This window comes from Methylorubrum sp. GM97, assembly GCF_024347855.1.
Classification (GTDB): Bacteria; Pseudomonadota; Alphaproteobacteria; order Rhizobiales; family Beijerinckiaceae; genus Methylobacterium; species Methylobacterium extorquens.
Genome location: NZ_AP025942.1, coordinates 3,016,701 through 3,030,588 on the forward strand (window position 1 = coordinate 3,016,701; position 13,888 = coordinate 3,030,588).

Genomic DNA, 13,888 nt, shown 5'->3' on the forward strand with positions numbered 1-13,888 from the left:
GGGGGACTTATCCCGAGGCTCGCGGCATTTCAAGCGTCTTGAATGCGCCTCTTCACGGTTCGCACCATCGATCCACCGATGCTAGACGGCGGGCGCATGGCCGCTATGGCCTGCGATCCGGACCCAGCTTCCGCGAGTGCGATGAGCCCGTCTCCGTCTCCGCCCACCGCCGCCCCGCTCGTCCAGGCACCGGTGCGGCTTCGGTCCTGGGTGCGGGGGAACGAGATCGCCCTGGTGGGGCTCGCCGCCGTCACGGGATGCGTCGGAGGGCTCGTCGTCGTCGCCATGAGCGGCGCCAGCCAGTTCCTACGCGAAATCCTCTACCGGCTTCCCGCGGGCCAGCGCCTCAGCAGCCTGACGGATCTTCCGACCGAGGCGCTGATGGGGGCCCCGTTCCTGGCTCCGGCGCTCGGCGGCGCGATCCTCGGCCTATTGCTCCTGATCGCGACGAGGGGGCGCGGCAAGGCCAAGCGCGCAGTGGTCGATCCGATCGAGGCCAATGCCCTGCACGGCGGGCGGATGTCGCTGCGCGGCTCCCTCGACGTGGCCGCACAGAACGTCGTCTCGAACGGCTGCGGCGCCTCGGTCGGGCTGGAGGCGGGCTACACCCAGGTCGCGTCGGGGATTGCCTCTCGGCTCGGCATCGCCTTCGAGATGCGGCGTTCGGACCTGCGCACCCTGGTCGGCTGCGGTTCGGCGGCCGCCATTGCCGCCGCGTTCGGCTCGCCGCTGACCGGCGCCTTCTACGCGTTTGAACTCATCATCGGCACCTACACCATCGCGACGCTCGCGCCCGTCGTCGTCGCGGCCCTGTGCGGCAGCCTCGTGGCGCGGGCGCTCGCGCCCCAGCCGGCTTTGGTCGATGTCGGCGCTCTGGCGCTGGCCAAGAATACGGCTTTGGGGGCGGGCGACACGCTGCCGTGTCTTGTCCTCGGCCTCGTCTGCGCCGGCCTCGCGGTGCTGCTGATGCGGGGCGTAACGCTGGTGGAGCAAGGCTTTCGCGCCTCGCGCCTGCCCGCACCCCTCCGGCCCGTCCTCGGTGGCTTGTGCGTCGGCGGCCTCGCGCTCGCGACGACCCCCCAGGTGCTCTCGGCCGGGCACGGCGCGCTCCACATCACCCTCGCGCCCGAAGCGACGGCCGGGCTCGGTGCGCTCGCCGGCCTCATCGTCGCCAAGGCCGCGGCGTCCGCGATGTCGATCGGATCGGGCTTCCGCGGCGGTCTGTTCTTCGCCTCGTTGTTCCTCGGCGCGCTGGTCGGCCGGCTGTTCGCCGGGCTGGCGCCGATGGTCTGGCCCGGCTTCGAGGGGTTCGGCCTCGCGCCGGTCGGCTATGCCGTGATCGGCATGAGCGCCTTCGCCGTCGCCATCGTCGGCGGCCCGCTCACCATGACCTTTCTCGCCCTGGAGATGACGGGCAGCTTCCCCGTGACCGGGCTCGTGCTCGCCTCGGTGATCGCCTCCTCGCTCACGGTGCGGAAAACCTTCGGCTACTCCTTCGCCACATGGCGCTTCCACCTGCGCGGCGAAAGCATCCGCAGCGCCCACGATGTCGGCTGGATGCGCTCCCTGACCGTCGGGCGGATGATGCGCAAGGACATCCGGCCGGTGCCCCTCGACACGCCGATGGCGACATTCCTGCGCGCGCATCCCCTCGGCTCACCGTCGCGCGTGGTCGTGGTGGACGCGCACGATCGCTATGCCGGAATCGTCCTCGTGCCGGAGGCCCATGCGCGTGCGGCCGAGAATGGTGGCGAGACGCCGCACCTTGCCGACGTCGTGCGTTACCCGGGGTCGTTTCTGCTCGCCGACATGACCGTCAAGCAGGCGGCGGAAGCGTTCGACGAGGCCGAGAGCGAGGAGCTCGCCGTGCTCAGCGATCGGCAGAGCCGCCGCGTGATCGGTTTGCTGACCGAGAGCCACACGCTGAAGCGCTACAGCGAAGAGCTGGACCGGCAACGACGCGCCATGCTCGGTGAAGCGGCTTGAGCGGCGCGCCCGTGCTATGGATCGCGGCATGACCCTGCGCGCCCTTTTCGCCGGCCTCGCCCTCGTTTTCGCCCTCGGCACGACGGCGCAAGCGGATTCCTGCGATGGGCTGACTGTGCGATTGATCCGGGGAACGGGCGTCGCCCTGGCCGGACGCAGCGGCGCCACCGTCGTGTTCCGCGCCGCCGACGCCGACCGGATGAGCCTCGATTGCGACACGCCGCGGCGGCTCGCGTTCCGCTCGAATCTGCGCGAGCCGCCGCGCGGGTTCTTCGTGCTGATCGGGCTCGCCGCGCGGACCCTGGCCGGCGCACCGGCCGATTCCGTTGAGACGCTTGCCCAGCGCCTGCATCAGGACAGCCTGCTCACCGGTGCGCCGCAGCTCGGCCGCGTCGGCGGCGCGGTGGTCCGCTGCGATCCCGGCGACCGGCCGGACGGCTTCGGTGTCGGCAGCCTGTGCCGCCTGGCAGCGGACCGGCCCCGTCGCGGTCTTTCCCGCGCGGCCTCGCCGGGCTAGAGCGGGCGCCATGCCCGAGACTGCACAGACTTCCGGTTCCGTCGTCCAGACCGGCGGCGTCGCCTTCGCCAATCATCTGCCGCTGGCGCTGATCGCCGGCCCGTGCCAGCTCGAAGGGCGAAATCACGCCCTCGAAATCGCTGCCGCTCTCAAGGAGATGGCGGCCAAACTCGGCATCGGCCTCGTGTTCAAGTCGTCCTTCGACAAGGCCAACCGGACCTCCGGCCGCACCGCGCGGGGCGTCGGCCTCGACGAGGCGCTTCCGGTCTTCGCCGAGATCCGCGAGAGCCTCGGGCTTCCCGTGCTCACCGACGTGCACGAGGCCGAGCATTGTGCGCGGGCGGCGCAAGCCGTCGACATCCTGCAGATCCCGGCCTTCCTCTGCCGCCAGACCGACCTCCTGCTCGCCGCCGCCGCCACTGGGCGGGCGGTCAACGTCAAGAAGGGCCAGTTCCTCGCGCCCTGGGATATGGCCCATGTCGCGGCCAAGGTGACCGAGGCCGGCAACCCCAACGTCATCGTCACCGAGCGGGGTGCCTCCTTCGGCTACAACACGCTCGTCTCCGACATGCGCTCGCTGCCGATCATGGCCCGCGTCACCGGCGGCGCACCGGTGGTGTTCGATGCAACGCACTCGGTGCAGCAGCCGGGCGGGCAGGGCGCCACCTCCGGCGGGCAGAGGGAGTTCGTCGCGGTGCTCGCCCGCGCCGCGGTGGCGGTCGGCGTGGCCGGCGTGTTCATCGAGACCCATCCCGATCCCGACCGCGCGCCCTCCGACGGGCCGAACATGGTGGCCTTGGCCGATCTGCCCGCTTTGATCGAGACCCTCATGGCGTTCGACCGTCTCGCCAAGGCGTAAAGCCGGCGCGAACGCACCAGCTTCAGATTCCATTCAGGCAACCTGGGCGATATTCGACCGCAATCGAGAACAACGCGGCTCCGCGTGAGGCTTCGATCCTGATCGGAGCCCGCGGGAACTTCCGGCAAAGCTCGGGTGTTTGACCTCAAAGATGCTTCTGGATTGGAAAGGACGCTATGCGTAAGCTTGCCCTTGTGACCGCCGCCCTGATCTCCGTCGGCACGCTCACCGCCACATCCGCCGATGCGCGCCCCTACGGCCGCGGCTACGGCCACCATTACGGTCATTATCATGGCGGCGGCTACGGCCCGCGCGCCTATTACGGCGGTCGCCGCCGTGGCATCGGCACCGGCGCGGCCGTGGGCCTCGGCATTGCGGGTCTCGCAGCCGGCGCGATCGCTGCCGGCGCGGCGCGCGACGCCTATGCCCGCGACAGCTACTACGGCCGTCCGGCCTACGGCGGCGGCTATTACGATTACGGCTACTGAGGCCTGAGCCTCATCCGATGCGAAGAGGCGGCCGGGCAACCGGCCGCCTTTTTCGTGCGCGAGCATGCCTGAGATCGCGCGAGAATCTGCAGCGAACGAGAATCGAAAGACACGCCGGGATTGCACCCCCGCCGACGCCAACACCGCCATCGATCATCTCGCGCCGCTTCTGCGGGACAGGCTCGACGCCTCCGAGCGCGATGATCTGGAGCGGATGCTGGAAACCGTCGCCGTCATCCATGGCGGGCCGATCGAGGCCAAGGAGCGCTTCATCGCGCACACCGTCCGCGTTCTGGCCGAGCAGCACGGACGGCGGAGGCGTGGTGGCTCAGCCGCGACCGCGATAGGAGGCGACCCCCTGGTCCGGCAGCCAGACGGATTTCAAGGGCTCACCCGTCTGCCAGAACACGTCGATCGGAATGCCGCCGCGCGGATACCAATAACCGCCGATGCGCAGCCAGCGCGGTTCGAGCAATGCGACGAGCCGCCGCCCGATGCCGACGGTGCAATCCTCGTGGAAGGCGCCGTGGTTGCGGAAGGCGCCGAGGTAGAGCTTCAGCGATTTCGACTCCACGAGCCAGCGATCCGGCACGTAGTCGATCACGAGCGTCGCGAAATCCGGCTGCCCTGTCACCGGGCAGAGCGAGGTGAATTCCGGCGCGGTGAAGCGGGCGAGGTAATCGGTGTCGGCATGAGGGTTGGGCACGCGGTCGAGCTGTGCGGCCTCGGGCGAGGCCGGCAGCGGCGTCTGCTGCCCGAGTTGCTTGGCGTGGGTCTCGATCGAATCCATGGGGGCCTATACCCGGCAACACCCCTGGCGCCTATGGCGCCGGGAGAATGCCAGGGATTCTCCCCGATCAACCGAACCGGACCAAGGACCGGTCCCGGAAAACGGTGCCGGCCAAAAAAAATTGTGGTGCCGGACGGACTTTGTGAAATCTGTTTGACCCTCGGAGCCGGCCGGGTGCTTGCCCGTATCCCGAGGTTGGCGGATAAGCCCGCAACGCAGAGCGTCGCAGGACGCGCGGGCCTCGACGGCATCCGCGAGACGACCCCGCCGCGACGCGCCGCCAAGGAGCGCTCATGACCGCGATCACCAATATCGCCGCCCGCGAGATTCTCGACAGCCGTGGCAACCCCACCGTCGAGGTCGATGTCCTTCTGGAGGACGGCTCTTTCGGCCGCGCCGCCGTCCCCTCCGGCGCCTCCACCGGCGCACACGAGGCGGTCGAGCTGCGGGACGGCGACAAGAGCCGCTACAACGGCAAGGGCGTGCTCAAGGCCGTCGACGCGGTGCAGAGCGAAATTCTCGACGCGATCGGCGGCATGGATGCCGAGGATCAGGTCGCCGTCGATGAGGCGATGATCGCGCTCGACGGCACCCCCAACAAGGCACGGCTCGGCGCCAACGCCATCCTCGGCGTCTCGCTCGCGGTCGCCAAGGCTGCGGCCGAGACCGCCGGCCTGCCGCTCTACCGCTATGTCGGCGGCGTGCAGGGCCGGGTGCTCCCGGTGCCGATGATGAACATCGTCAACGGCGGGGCCCACGCCGACAACCCGATCGACTTCCAGGAATTCATGGTGATGCCGGTTGGCGCCACCTCGCTCTCCGACGCGGTGCGGATGGGCGCCGAGATCTTCCACACCCTCAAGAGCGCCCTGAAGAAGGCCGGCCACAACACGAATGTCGGCGACGAGGGCGGCTTCGCCCCGAACCTGCCTTCGGCCGAGGCTGCGCTCGATTTCGTCATGGAATCGATCAACGCCGCCGGGTTCAAGCCCGGCAGCGACGTGGTGCTGGCGCTCGACTGCGCCGCGACCGAGTTCTTCAAGGACGGCGCCTACCGCTACGAGGGCGAGGGCCAGACCCGCTCGATCGAGCAACAGGTTGATTACCTCGCCAAGCTGACCGAGGCCTATCCGATTCTCTCCATCGAGGACGGCATGTCCGAGGATGATTGGGAGGGCTGGAAGCTCCTCACCGACCGGATCGGCAGCCGTGTGCAGCTCGTCGGCGACGACCTGTTCGTCACCAATGTCGAGCGCCTCGCCCGCGGCATCGAGACGGGGACGGCCAACTCGATTCTCGTGAAGGTCAACCAGATCGGCTCGCTCACCGAGACCCTGGCCGCCGTCGATATGGCCCAGCGCGCCGGCTACACCGCGGTGATGTCGCACCGCTCCGGCGAGACCGAGGATTCGACCATCGCCGACCTCGCGGTCGCGACGAATTGCGGGCAGATCAAGACCGGCTCGCTCGCCCGCTCGGACAGACTGGCCAAGTACAACCAGCTCATCCGCATCGAGGAGGGCCTCGGTGCCCAGGCGCTCTACGCCGGCCGCAGCGCGATCCGCCAGCTCGCCGGGCGCTGATCGCACCTGAATCATCGACGCGCGGCGGGCCGGAAGGGCCCGCCGCGCGTTTTTCGTTTGTGGAGACCAAGGGCGCGCGATTGCGCCGCGCGGAAACGCTTTCTTCACCTTGTTCGGGCGAAGCTCCGAGTTGCCATGGTCATTCGTCGCCGCGTCCGCGCCATCGTCGTCCCCGCCGTCCTCTGGACGGTCTCGGCTCTCGTCGTGGGCTACTTCGTGCATCAAGCGGAGAGCGGCAGCCGCGGCCTCGAAGCCAAACGCGTCCTCAAGGTCGAGGCCTACGGGCTCACCCAGGAATTGAACGCCGCCAAGGCCGAGCGGGCGACCTGGGAACACCGCGTCTCCCTGCTGCGGAGCGAACAGATCGACCGCGACCTTCTGGAAGAGCGGGCCCGCGTCGTGCTCGGCCGCGTCCATGCCAATGACCTCGTTATCATCGGCCCATAAATTTTTATTTCCCCAAGACTAAACGCGATAAATATTCATTTGCACTGTCCTTCCGATTTATCCTCCGTTGCAACCGTGACGGTAACAGCATTTGATGGCTGTCAGCCCGCCCCTCGATTTCCGTAATTCGCTGCCCTAGAACCCTCTGCAACAACGCGATTGCGGGAGGACACCGATGGGTGCGGGCAGCGAGGCGGGGAAACCTGCGGCGGAAACAGACGCGCCGCAACATCGGCCGGCACCGAATATTCCGCAGTTCACGAAGGACGAAGACCTTCACGCCTACCGCGAGATGCTGAGTATCCGTCGCTTCGAGGAGAAGGCGGGCCAGCTCTACGGCATGGGTCTCATCGGCGGCTTCTGTCACCTCTATATCGGCCAGGAAGCCGTGGTTGTCGGCATGCAGATGGCCGGCGAGGACGGTGACCAGAACATCACCGGCTATCGCGACCACGGCCACATGCTCGCCTGCGGCATGGACCCCAAGGGCGTGATGGCCGAGTTGACCGGACGCCGCGGAGGCTATTCCCGCGGTAAGGGCGGCTCGATGCACATGTTCAGCCGCGAGAAGCAGTTCTTCGGCGGCCACGGCATCGTCGGCGCGCAGGTCGCGCTCGGCACCGGCCTCGCCTTCGCCGACGCCTATCTCAAGAACGGTAAGGTCAGCTTCACCTACATGGGCGACGGCGCGGCCAACCAGGGCCAAGTCTACGAGAGCTTCAACATGGCGGCTCTGTGGAAGCTGCCGGTGGTCTACGTGATCGAGAACAACCGCTACGCCATGGGCACTTCGGTGGCCCGCGCCTCGGCGCAGACGGACTTCTCGAAGCGCGGTCTCTCGTTCGGCATCCCCGGCGAACAGGTGGACGGCATGGATGTGCGCACGGTTCGCGAAGCCGCGGCGCGGGCCATCAACCACGCCCGTTCGGGCGAGGGCCCCTACATCCTCGAGATGCAGACCTACCGCTATCGCGGTCACTCGATGTCCGATCCGGCCAAGTACCGGACCAAGGACGAGGTCTCGAAGATGCGCGACGAGCACGATCCGATCGAGATGGTGCGCAAGCGCCTGCTCGAGGCGCACGGCGTGCCCGAGGCGGAGCTGAAGAGCATCGACGCCAAGGTCCGCGAGATCGTCAACGAGTCGGCGGATTTCGCGACCCACGATCCCGAGCCCGATCCGTCGGAACTCTGGACCGACATCCTTCTCGAAGCCCGCGCCTGAATGTGTCCCTGCCCCCCGCGCCGTCTCGGCCCGGGGGGTTCTCAGCGACGCATTCGATAAAAACACGCCCGACCGTCGACGCACCCGGATCGATAGAGCAGCGCATATGGCGACCGACATCCTGATGCCCGCCCTTTCTCCGACCATGGAGGAGGGAAAGCTCGCCAAATGGCTGAAAAAGGAGGGCGATCCGGTCAAGGCCGGCGACATCCTGGCCGAGATCGAAACCGATAAGGCGACGATGGAGGTCGAGGCGATCGACGAGGGCGTCCTCGCCAAGATCCTCGTTGCCGACGGCACCGAGAACGTCGCCGTCAACACGCCGATCGCGATCATCGCCGAAGAGGGCGAGGACGTGTCGGCGGCCGCGAGCGGCGGCAAGGGCAAGTCGGACGGCGCCGCTGGCAGTGCGCCCGCTCCGACCCCCGACATGCAGGCCGAAGGCATGGCCGACAGCTCGGCCGCCACCGCCAAGACCGGCGACGATGCGCAGAAGGCCCCGGCCTCGCCCGCCATCATCACCAACAAGGCGCCGGACCCGGTGATGGAGGAGTTCCCGGCCGACTCGCCGATGAAGACCACGACCGTGCGCGAAGCCCTGCGCGACGCCATGGCCGAGGAGATGCGCAAGGACGACAAGGTCCTCGTGATGGGCGAGGAGGTCGCCGAATACCAAGGCGCCTACAAGATCACGCAAGGCTTGCTTCAGGAGTTTGGCGCGCGCCGCGTGGTCGATACGCCGATCACCGAGCACGGCTTTGCCGGCATCGGCGTCGGTGCGGCCTTCATGGGCCTCAGGCCCATCGTCGAGTTCATGACCTTCAACTTCGCCATGCAGGCGATCGATCACATCATCAACTCGGCGGCCAAGACGCTTTACATGTCCGGCGGCCAGCTCGGTTGCCCGATCGTGTTCCGCGGCCCCAACGGCGCGGCTGCTCGCGTCGGCGCCCAGCACAGCCACGACTACGCGGCGTGGTACTCCAACGTGCCGGGCCTGAAGGTGATCGCGCCCTACACCGCTTCCGACGCCAAGGGCCTGCTCAAGGCGGCGATCCGCGACCCCAACCCGGTGATCTTCCTCGAGAACGAGATTCTCTACGGCCAGTCCTTCCCGGTGCCGGAGATCGAGGATTTCGTCCTGCCGATCGGCAAGGCGCGCGTCCACCGTCCGGGCAAGGACGTCACCATCGTCTCCTTCTCGATCGGCATGACCTACGCCCTCAAGGCGGCCCAGGCGCTGGCCGAGGAGGGCATCGAGGCGGAGGTGATCGACCTGCGCACGATTCGCCCGATGGACAGCGCCACCGTGGTGGAATCGGTGAAGAAGACCGGCCGCTGCGTCTGCGTGGAAGAAGGCTTCCCGCAATCGGGTGTCGGCGCCGAGATCGTCGCCCGCCTGATGGTCGATGCCTTCGACTATCTCGATGCGCCCGTCCTGCGGGTCACCGGCAAGGACGTGCCGATGCCCTACGCGGCCAATCTCGAGAAGCTCGCCTTGCCCAGCGTGGCTGATGTCATCGAGGCGGTCAAAAGCGTCTGCTACAAATAAATATAGGTAAATGTCGGAAACATTCGAAGAACTTGAGATCCCGCCCGACGCCCTGGAACAGGGCGGGATCGAGATCGTGCGCGCCTCCATCGTCGATGGCGCCGTGAGCGTGGCGCTCCGGCGGGCCTTCGATGACCCGGCGACCTGGGGCCGCTTGCTCATCGACCTCGCGCGGCAAGCCGCCCGCGCCTACGCGATGGAAACGGACACCTCGGAGGAGGAAGCCTTCGAGCGCATCCGTGCCGGGTGGGAGGCGGAAAGCCTCGATCCCAACAACGCCCTCAACTGACCCTTCCTCTCAAGGCCGCTCGGGAACGATACGATGCCGATCAACGTCCTGATGCCCGCGCTCTCCCCGACCATGGAGAAGGGCAACCTCGCCAAGTGGCTCAAGAAGGAGGGCGACGCCATCAAGTCCGGCGACGTCATCGCCGAGATCGAGACCGACAAGGCGACCATGGAGGTCGAGGCGGTCGATGAGGGCGTGCTCGCCAAGATCCTCGTGGCCGAAGGCACCGCCGACGTTCCGGTCAACGAGTTGATCGCGCTGATCGCCGAAGAGGGTGAGGATCCGGGCAGCGTCCAGGCGCCCAAGGGTGGTGCCGAGGCGAAGACCGCCCCCGTCGAGCCGAAGGGCACGCCCGACCAGAACGCCGCGCCCGATGGCTCCCACGCCTCCTACGCGCGCGTCGATCAGGTGCCCGAAGGCGCCAAGCCGAACGGCGCGGCGCAGCCGGCAGGCTCCGGCGATCGCGTCTTCGCCTCGCCGCTCGCGCGCCGTATCGCGAAACAGGAAGGCGTCGATCTCTCGGCGGTGAAGGGCTCGGGTCCGCATGGCCGCGTGATCCAGCGCGACGTGCAGGCGGCGATCGAGAACGGCACGGCGAAGGCGGGTGCGGCGGCCAAGCCCGAGGCCAAGTCGGAGGGCAAGAGTGCTCCGGCGCCCGAGAAATCCGCGCCGAAGGCGGCCGCCGCGGGCGGCGCCCCGGCCGGGCTCAGCCTCGATCAGGTCAAGGGCTTCTACGAGAAGGGCAGCTTCGAGGAAGTACCGCTCGACGGCATGCGCAAGACGATCGCAAAGCGCCTCACCGAGGCCATGCAGGTCGCGCCGCACTTCTACCTCACCGTCGATTGCGAACTCGATGCGCTGATGAAGCTGCGCGAGACGCTCAACGGCTCGGCCGGGAAGGACAAGGACGGCAAGCCGCTGTTCAAGCTCTCGGTGAACGACTTCGTCATCAAGGCGATGGGCCTCGCGCTCACCCGCGTTCCCGCCGCCAACGCCGTCTGGGCGGAGGACCGCATCCTGCGCTTCAAGCACGCCGAGGTCGGTGTCGCGGTGGCGATCGATGGCGGCCTGTTCACCCCGGTGATCCGCAAGGCGGACCAGAAGACGCTCTCCACCATCTCCAACGAGATGAAGGATTTCGCAGGCCGGGCGCGCGCCAAGAAGCTGAAGCCCGAGGAGTACCAGGGCGGCGTCACCTCGGTGTCGAACCTCGGCATGTTCGGCATCAAGCACTTCACGGCGGTGATCAACCCGCCGCAATCGAGCATCCTCGCGGTCGGCGCGGGTGAGAAGCGCGTCGTGGTGAAGGACGGGCAGCCAACCGTTGCCCAGGTGATGACGGCGACCCTCTCCTGCGATCACCGCGTCCTCGACGGCGCGCTCGGTGCCGAGCTGATCGCCGCCTTCAAGGGGCTGATCGAGAACCCGATGGGGATGCTCGTCTAGGGCCGTCGACCCGAACCGTCTCTCACGATGCGCGGGGCGAGCGGGATGGCGAATCGGCGCGAGCCGACTGCTCTCGTGATCCCGTCCGTCACCGCCGGCCGATCTGCCCGACCGTCACTCTCACCCCCTCCCCACAAGCGGGAGGGGAGCAGGAGGTCTTGATGTCCGAAACCTATGACGTCCTCATCATCGGCGCGGGGCCCGGCGGCTACGTGGCCGCGATCCGCTCGGCACAGCTCGGTTTCAAGACCGCCGTGGTCGATCGCGAGCATCTCGGCGGCATCTGTCTGAACTGGGGCTGCATTCCCACCAAGGCCCTGCTGCGCTCGGCCGAGATCTACCACTACATGCAGCACGCCTCCGATTACGGCCTCTCCGCCAAGGAGGTCAGCTTCGATGCGGCGGCGATCGTCAAGCGCTCGCGCGGGGTGTCGGGCCGCCTCAACGGCGGCGTTGGCATGCTGCTCAAGAAGAACAAGGTCGATGTGATCTGGGGCGAGGCCTCGATCGAGTCCGGCGCCAAGGGCAACGAGCCCGGCAAGGTCACGGTCAAGGAGACCAAGCGCGCCGAGCCGCCGAAGGGCGCCAAGGGTGCGGGCACCTACGCGGCCAAGCACATCATCGTCGCGACCGGCGCCCGCCCGCGCGTGCTGCCCGGTATCAAGCCCGACAAGAAGCAGATCTGGACCTATTACGAGGCGATGGTCCCCGAAAAGATGCCCAAGAGCCTGCTGGTGATGGGCTCGGGCGCGATCGGCATCGAGTTCGCCTCGTTCTATCGCACGATGGGCGCCGACGTGACGGTCATCGAGTTGCTGCCGCAGATCCTGCCGGTCGAGGATGCGGAGATCGCCGGTCTCGCCCGCAAGCGTTTCGAGAAGCAGGGCATCAAGATCCTGACCAGCGCCAAGGTGACGAAGGTCGAGAAGGGCGCCGACTCGGTCACCGCCACGGTCGAGGACGACAAGGGCAAGACGCAGCAGCTCACCGCCGAGAAGCTGATCTCGGCCGTCGGCGTCGTCGGTAACATCGAGAATCTGGGTCTTGAGAAGGTCGGGGTGAAGATCGAGCGCGGCGTCGTCGTGACCGACGGGCTCGGACGCACCAACGTGCCGGGCGTCTACGCCATCGGCGATGTGGCCGGCCCGCCAATGCTGGCCCACAAGGCCGAGCACGAAGGCGTCCTCTGCGTCGAGACCATCAAGGGCCTACACACCCACCCGATGGACAAGGCCAAGATCCCGGGCTGCACCTATTGCCAGCCGCAGATCGCCAGCGTCGGCGTCACCGAGGGGAAGGCGAAGGAGCTCGGCCTCTCGATCAAGGTCGGCCGCTTCCCCTTCGCGGGCAACGGCAAGGCGATCGCGCTCGGCGAGCCGGACGGTCTCGTCAAGACGATCTTCGATGCCAAGACCGGCCAGTTGCTCGGCGCCCACATGGTCGGAGCGGAAGTCACCGAGCTGATCCAGGGCTACGTCGTCGCGATGACCCTGGAATCGACCGAGGAAGAGCTGATGCACACGGTGTTCCCGCATCCGACGCTCTCCGAGATGATGCATGAGAGCGTGCTCGATGCGTATGGCCGGGTGATCCACACCTGATCCGAAGCGATCGCTACCCCGAGGCTAAGAACATCGATGGGCGTGCAGGATCAGGCTCGTTGCCCCGGCCCTGCGCGCCCACTTCGTTTTGCACGGGCTTCCACGCGCGTTCGGCCCCGCAGCGTGCGGTGCGGGCGCAAAGAATTTCCCGGTGGAATTCGGTAAGGATGTCGGAGGAATTCTTTCGGTTGAACTTCTGAGGCAGAGGCGTGCCGTATACCAGAGATCCTGCACCCTGGATGCGGAAGCTCACCCCCGTCATGATCCTACGAGTTCTTCTGCTCGGCCTCGGACTCGGAGCCATCTACGCTGCGCTGACCACGCTGCGCGTCCACCTCTACGTCACTCTGCTGCTGCTGTTTTTGAGTGCAGGGCCGTTGAGCTACCTCGTCTTCCGGGAAGAGCACGAATAGGCGTCGCCGAGTGCGCCGGAGCCCCTCCCATAGAAAAAGGGCGTGACCGCCTCAGCGCTCACGCCCGTTTTGCTTCGGTCGGACAGGGTCGTTCGCTCAGCGCGGGCCGCCGCCGCGGCGCATGGCGATTTCCTGACCCTCCTGATTCACCGCGCCCGAGGGGGCGTTCCGCTCGTTCGGGACCGGATTCATGCCCTCGTTTGCCGTGCGGGAGGACGGTCGGCCGTCGGCCGGGTTTCCGGCTGCGCGTTTTAGAGCGAGGGCACGGCGGGCCCCGGAGACCGTCCGGCCGCGGGCGTCGGCGACGCGGCGGCGCTCATGCTCCTTGCTGACGCGCTTCACGGCCGCGGCAAGCAAAGCCGCCTTCTCGCGGGTGCCGGAATTGTCGGAGGCCGGGTTCGCTCCGGACGGGGCGGCCTTGCCACGCAGCTCGCGTCTCTGGCGGCGAGACATATCGCGGGCGCGGTCCCGGCGTTCGCGGAGCAGGCGGATCAAGTCGGGCAAGGCCTTGTCGTCTTCCGCATCCAACTCGGGGTGATGCGAGCGCTTCACCAACTCGGTCTCACCGGCATCCAGCAGCCGCTCCTCACGGCGTCGCGATACGGACATGGTTTCCCCCGGTTCCTTCAGACGGCCTGTGGCACGAGCGGACCAGCGCGAGGCGCCAGCGCTCGAACGCCAACACCTCCGTT

At 67.6% G+C, this 13,888-nt stretch carries 14 protein-coding genes; 12 read left to right on the top strand and 2 right to left on the bottom strand.

Annotation, left to right across the window (positions count from 1 at the left end):
* Positions 1-141: 141 nt before the first annotated feature.
* From MSPGM_RS13900 to MSPGM_RS13915, 4 genes are all read left to right on the top strand, one after another.
* A complete protein-coding gene (locus MSPGM_RS13900; RefSeq protein WP_043766900.1) occupies positions 142-1,986 on the top strand; it encodes a chloride channel protein in 1,845 nt (614 codons plus the stop codon).
* 28 nt (positions 1,987-2,014) lie between these two features.
* Positions 2,015-2,503, top strand: a complete 489-nt coding sequence (locus MSPGM_RS13905) for a hypothetical protein (RefSeq protein WP_003597471.1) — start codon at positions 2,015-2,017, stop codon at positions 2,501-2,503.
* Between the two features lie 10 nt (positions 2,504-2,513).
* A complete protein-coding gene (gene kdsA / locus MSPGM_RS13910) occupies positions 2,514-3,362 on the top strand; it encodes a 3-deoxy-8-phosphooctulonate synthase (RefSeq protein ID WP_003597470.1) in 849 nt (282 codons plus the stop codon).
* A 176-nt stretch (positions 3,363-3,538) separates the two neighbouring features.
* The gene (locus MSPGM_RS13915; RefSeq protein WP_003597468.1) at positions 3,539-3,850 is read left to right on the top strand and encodes a hypothetical protein; all 312 of its coding nucleotides are present in this window, start codon (positions 3,539-3,541) and stop codon (positions 3,848-3,850) included.
* A 328-nt stretch (positions 3,851-4,178) separates the two neighbouring features.
* Here MSPGM_RS13915 and queF read toward each other — a convergent pair whose 3' ends face one another.
* Entirely contained in the window at positions 4,179-4,640 is a 462-nt protein-coding gene (gene queF, locus MSPGM_RS13920; RefSeq protein WP_003597466.1) for a preQ(1) synthase, read from the bottom strand.
* A gap of 293 nt (positions 4,641-4,933) precedes the next feature.
* Here queF and eno point away from each other — a divergent pair, with 293 nt between their 5' ends.
* The 8 genes from eno to MSPGM_RS13960 all read left to right on the top strand — a co-directional run bounded on the left by eno (position 4,934) and on the right by MSPGM_RS13960 (position 13,196).
* Complete coding sequence (gene eno, locus MSPGM_RS13925) at positions 4,934-6,223, top strand: phosphopyruvate hydratase (RefSeq protein WP_003597464.1); 1,290 nt, start codon at positions 4,934-4,936, stop codon at positions 6,221-6,223.
* Positions 6,224-6,358: 135 nt separating this feature from the next.
* Positions 6,359-6,670, top strand: coding sequence for an FtsB family cell division protein (locus MSPGM_RS13930; protein ID WP_003597459.1), 312 nt, complete (start codon positions 6,359-6,361; stop codon positions 6,668-6,670).
* A gap of 175 nt (positions 6,671-6,845) precedes the next feature.
* Positions 6,846-7,895 carry a pyruvate dehydrogenase (acetyl-transferring) E1 component subunit alpha gene (gene pdhA, locus MSPGM_RS13935; RefSeq protein ID WP_003597457.1) on the top strand — a complete coding sequence of 350 codons (1,050 nt, stop codon included), beginning with the start codon at positions 6,846-6,848 and terminating at the stop codon, positions 7,893-7,895.
* Positions 7,896-8,001: 106 nt separating this feature from the next.
* Positions 8,002-9,447 (top strand): pyruvate dehydrogenase complex E1 component subunit beta, encoded by a 1,446-nt coding sequence (locus MSPGM_RS13940; protein ID WP_003597454.1) that lies wholly within the window; start codon positions 8,002-8,004, stop codon positions 9,445-9,447.
* Positions 9,448-9,457: 10 nt separating this feature from the next.
* Positions 9,458-9,736 (top strand): DUF5076 domain-containing protein, encoded by a 279-nt coding sequence (locus tag MSPGM_RS13945; RefSeq protein ID WP_003597452.1) that lies wholly within the window; start codon positions 9,458-9,460, stop codon positions 9,734-9,736.
* Between the two features lie 33 nt (positions 9,737-9,769).
* Positions 9,770-11,182 (top strand): pyruvate dehydrogenase complex dihydrolipoamide acetyltransferase, encoded by a 1,413-nt coding sequence (locus MSPGM_RS13950; protein WP_003597448.1) that lies wholly within the window; start codon positions 9,770-9,772, stop codon positions 11,180-11,182.
* A 161-nt stretch (positions 11,183-11,343) separates the two neighbouring features.
* Complete coding sequence (gene lpdA / locus MSPGM_RS13955; RefSeq protein WP_003597447.1) at positions 11,344-12,783, top strand: dihydrolipoyl dehydrogenase; 1,440 nt, start codon at positions 11,344-11,346, stop codon at positions 12,781-12,783.
* A 260-nt stretch (positions 12,784-13,043) separates the two neighbouring features.
* Complete coding sequence (locus MSPGM_RS13960; protein WP_012753140.1) at positions 13,044-13,196, top strand: hypothetical protein; 153 nt, start codon at positions 13,044-13,046, stop codon at positions 13,194-13,196.
* Between the two features lie 96 nt (positions 13,197-13,292).
* Here MSPGM_RS13960 and MSPGM_RS13965 read toward each other — a convergent pair whose 3' ends face one another.
* Positions 13,293-13,805 (bottom strand): hypothetical protein, encoded by a 513-nt coding sequence (locus MSPGM_RS13965; RefSeq protein WP_003597443.1) that lies wholly within the window; start codon positions 13,803-13,805, stop codon positions 13,293-13,295.
* Positions 13,806-13,888 lie beyond the last annotated feature (83 nt).

Coding starts and splice junctions, on each gene's coding strand:
- MSPGM_RS13900 (WP_043766900.1), top strand. CDS start 142: ATGAGCCCGTCTCCGTCTCCGCCCACCGCCGCCCCGCTCGTCCAGGCA.
- MSPGM_RS13905 (WP_003597471.1), top strand. CDS start 2,015: ATGACCCTGCGCGCCCTTTTCGCCGGCCTCGCCCTCGTTTTCGCCCTC.
- kdsA (WP_003597470.1), top strand. CDS start 2,514: ATGCCCGAGACTGCACAGACTTCCGGTTCCGTCGTCCAGACCGGCGGC.
- MSPGM_RS13915 (WP_003597468.1), top strand. CDS start 3,539: ATGCGTAAGCTTGCCCTTGTGACCGCCGCCCTGATCTCCGTCGGCACG.
- queF (WP_003597466.1), bottom strand. CDS start 4,640: ATGGATTCGATCGAGACCCACGCCAAGCAACTCGGGCAGCAGACGCCG.
- eno (WP_003597464.1), top strand. CDS start 4,934: ATGACCGCGATCACCAATATCGCCGCCCGCGAGATTCTCGACAGCCGT.
- MSPGM_RS13930 (WP_003597459.1), top strand. CDS start 6,359: ATGGTCATTCGTCGCCGCGTCCGCGCCATCGTCGTCCCCGCCGTCCTC.
- pdhA (WP_003597457.1), top strand. CDS start 6,846: ATGGGTGCGGGCAGCGAGGCGGGGAAACCTGCGGCGGAAACAGACGCG.
- MSPGM_RS13940 (WP_003597454.1), top strand. CDS start 8,002: ATGGCGACCGACATCCTGATGCCCGCCCTTTCTCCGACCATGGAGGAG.
- MSPGM_RS13945 (WP_003597452.1), top strand. CDS start 9,458: ATGTCGGAAACATTCGAAGAACTTGAGATCCCGCCCGACGCCCTGGAA.
- MSPGM_RS13950 (WP_003597448.1), top strand. CDS start 9,770: ATGCCGATCAACGTCCTGATGCCCGCGCTCTCCCCGACCATGGAGAAG.
- lpdA (WP_003597447.1), top strand. CDS start 11,344: ATGTCCGAAACCTATGACGTCCTCATCATCGGCGCGGGGCCCGGCGGC.
- MSPGM_RS13960 (WP_012753140.1), top strand. CDS start 13,044: ATGATCCTACGAGTTCTTCTGCTCGGCCTCGGACTCGGAGCCATCTAC.
- MSPGM_RS13965 (WP_003597443.1), bottom strand. CDS start 13,805: ATGTCCGTATCGCGACGCCGTGAGGAGCGGCTGCTGGATGCCGGTGAG.